Source organism: uncultured Aurantimicrobium sp., assembly GCF_936931525.1.
GTDB lineage: Bacteria > Actinomycetota > Actinomycetes > Actinomycetales > Microbacteriaceae > Aurantimicrobium.
Genome location: NZ_CAKZII010000149.1, coordinates 1 through 2,945, shown reverse-complemented (window position 1 = coordinate 2,945; position 2,945 = coordinate 1). Strand labels below are relative to the sequence as shown.

The 2,945-nt window shown below is 54.2% G+C and carries 3 protein-coding genes; 2 read left to right on the top strand and 1 reads right to left on the bottom strand.

Annotated features, from left to right (window positions below; genetic code table 11):
* A partial coding sequence (locus tag Q0362_RS07290) for an aldehyde dehydrogenase family protein (protein ID WP_298118286.1) occupies window positions 1–138 on the top strand: 138 nt, incomplete at its 5' end.
* Between the two features lie 67 nt (window positions 139–205).
* On the opposite strand, the gene Q0362_RS07285 is transcribed toward Q0362_RS07290, so the two are convergent.
* Window positions 206–871 (bottom strand): helix-turn-helix domain-containing protein, encoded by a 666-nt coding sequence (locus Q0362_RS07285; protein ID WP_298121938.1) that lies wholly within the window; start codon window positions 869–871, stop codon window positions 206–208.
* 136 nt (window positions 872–1,007) lie between these two features.
* Between Q0362_RS07285 and Q0362_RS07280 the strand changes: the two genes are divergently transcribed.
* Window positions 1,008–2,903, top strand: coding sequence for an FAD-dependent monooxygenase (locus Q0362_RS07280; RefSeq protein ID WP_298121936.1), 1,896 nt, complete (start codon window positions 1,008–1,010; stop codon window positions 2,901–2,903).
* Window positions 2,904–2,945 lie beyond the last annotated feature (42 nt).

Here is a 2,945-nt window from a genome sequence, read left to right as displayed (position 1 = left end):
GGAACTGTCTGGATCAACTCTCACGGTGGCGTACACCCCATGATTCCTTTCGGCGGATCCAAGCAGTCCGGTTACGGCCTGGAATTCGGCGTGGAAGGCCTCAAGGCTCTGGGTATTCCTCAGGTCATCAGCGGCTAACACCGCATAAAAAACTTCGGGGCGTCCTCAACAGCTAAGGGCGCCCCGATTTTTTATTGCCAAAAACTTATCCAGCCGCTGCGACGATACGTCCTGACGCATCACGGAGGACCTGAGAAATATGGTCCATGTCTACCTCGTGAGGTAAATACAGCACTGCTAAAGCTGCAGGCTGATTTCCCGGGATGACGAGTGGCACTGCGATAGAAGCGATCCCTGCCAAAACTTCGTCTTTACTGAACTCGAAGCTCTGAGGTGGGTATTCCACAGGGAAGAGCTGTGACCGAATCACATGCCCAGGGGCGCCCAAGTCGATGGAGTGTCTCGTGCCGGGTTTCTTCGCCACAGTAGTTTGGGCGTGTAGAGGCTCTGCGCTGCGTAAAGTCACTGCTGCTTCCCCGTCGTAGGCGACAAGGAAAGCTGTCATTTCTAGTTCTTCAGCGATCTCAGCAAGCGCCGGAGCTGCTGCTTCTTGGAGAGTTCTAGCGACTCCTCTGGCAAGGGTGGAAAGTTTGATGCCGAGTATGAGGGACCCGCTAGGTGTTTTTTCCACGAATCCGTGCAGTTCCAGCGTCTTCACGAGTCGATACGCCATGGAACGGTGAATGCCAAGCTTCTGCGCGAGTTCTACCACCGAGACAGGGGTTTCTGCAGAGCCAATGATGTCGAGGGCAGTAAGGCCTCGTGACAGGGTCTGCGAACCACCCTCTGGTGCATTCTCTACTGTGCTCATAAGTTCCTCGAGTGGTGGCTGACTCAAATGTATTGCATTAGGGAAAGAAGGGAGGTATCGTTGTATCTATATTTAGAATAGTGTCTCAACTATAGATACACAAGCTCATTTCACGTTAGACATAGGAGTCTCACACATGCAGTTCCACGAACGCGGATATGTATCGAATGATCCCCGCATCAAGGCCGCAGCCGGCTACGGAATCAACCGCCCCACTGAACTGCCTGATGAGATGGATGTCCTCGTCGTAGGCACCGGTCCTGCAGCCGTAGCCGTGATTGCACAGCTCTCCCGCTTCCCCAGCGTCAACATCTACGCCATTGAAAAGCGTGACGGCCGCCTCATGCAAGGCCAAGCTGACGGAATTGCCTCCCGTTCGGTTGAAACTTTCAACGCGTTTGGCTTCGCGAGCGAGATCCAAGACGAGTCATACCGCAACGTTGAGATGAACACCTGGTCTCCGGACCCCAAGGAGCCCACCAACATCATTCGCACAGCCCGTGTTCCCGACGATGCGCAAGGCCTGAGCGAATGGCCTCACATCTACGTGAACCAGTCACGCGTACTTGACTACTTCCTTCGAGATGCAGAACGCGCTCCAGGAAAAGTTGTGCCTAACTACGGTATTGAATTCCTCGATCTCGAGATTGATCGCAGTCACGAATACCCCGTGGCAGCACGCATAAAGTACGTTGCAGGTCCACGAGCTGGTGAAGAGCGCGTTGTACGAGCGAAATACCTCGTTGGTGGCGACGGGGCACGCAGTCAGGTTCGTACATCTCTAGGTCACAGCCTCCACGGTGAGGCATCCATGCACGCGTGGGGTGTACTTGACCTTCTCGTGAACACTGACTTCCCCGACTACCAGGTCAAGTGCCTGATTCAGTCCCACGACCAGGGCAGCATCATGATCATACCTCGCGAAGGTGGCTATCTATCCCGCCTCTACGTCGACCTCGGCGAAACCGATGAACACGATGCAGGCACTGTCCGTGATACCCCCATCGAGAAAGTCATCGATCGCGCGAATGAAATCTTGCACCCCTACACACTCGATGTTCGAGGCGTTGCCTGGTGGTCAGTCTATGAAGTTGCCCACCGGGTCACAGATGGATTCGATGACGTTGCCAAAGAGCTCAAGGGAGAAGTACACCCTCGAGCATTCATTATGGGCGACGCCTGTCACACCCACTCTGCCAAGGCAGGACAAGGCATGAATGTTTCGATTCAAGATGGCTGGAATCTCTCCTGGAAGCTTGCTGCCGTCCTCGAAGGTCGCGCTCCTGAGTCACTCCTTGACACCTACTCCTCAGAGCGCAAAGTCATAGCCCAGAACCTCATCGACTTCGATAAGGAATGGTCCGGTCTCGTGGCTAAGCCTGTAGACGAATGGGAAGATCCAGACGGTTTGGCGAAGTTCTACGACCAGACTTTTGAATTCCCCATGGGCTATATGACGCAATACCCAGAAAACCAGATCACGACCAGTATGAAACACCAAGCACTTGCCAAGGGGCTACCGGTTGGCAAGGCATTTAAATCAGCCGAAGTCATCCGTCGTTCAGACGTTCGCTGGATTCACCTTGGTCACCTGCACGAAGCTGACGGTCGTTGGCGCGTATACGTATTCGCAGACAAGGCAGCACCTGCATTGACCGGAACTCCCACAGCAGAATTTGCTGAGTGGTGGCTGAGCAACCCCGCCTCTCCACGAGTTCTCTACACACCCGATGATGGCGATACTGATGCCACCTTCGACACCAAGGTCATTTACCAGCAGGACTACACCGAGATTGAACCTGGGCCCACCCCCAAGGCTTTCAAGCCGATCAAACAACCACTGGTGCTCGAAGACGTCAACCAGATCTTCAGTGCCGGCCACGGTCGTGACATCTTCCGTGACCGAGATATTTCGCGTGAGGGGGCCATCGTTGTGGTTCGTCCCGACCAATATGTTGCCGGGGTATTCCCCATCAGCGCTCGAGAGGAACTTCAAGAGTTCTTTGCACAGCACATGTTGCCTGTGAGCTAGGTTCTTGATTCAAAACAAGCTTGTGGCTTCACTCCATTCGAG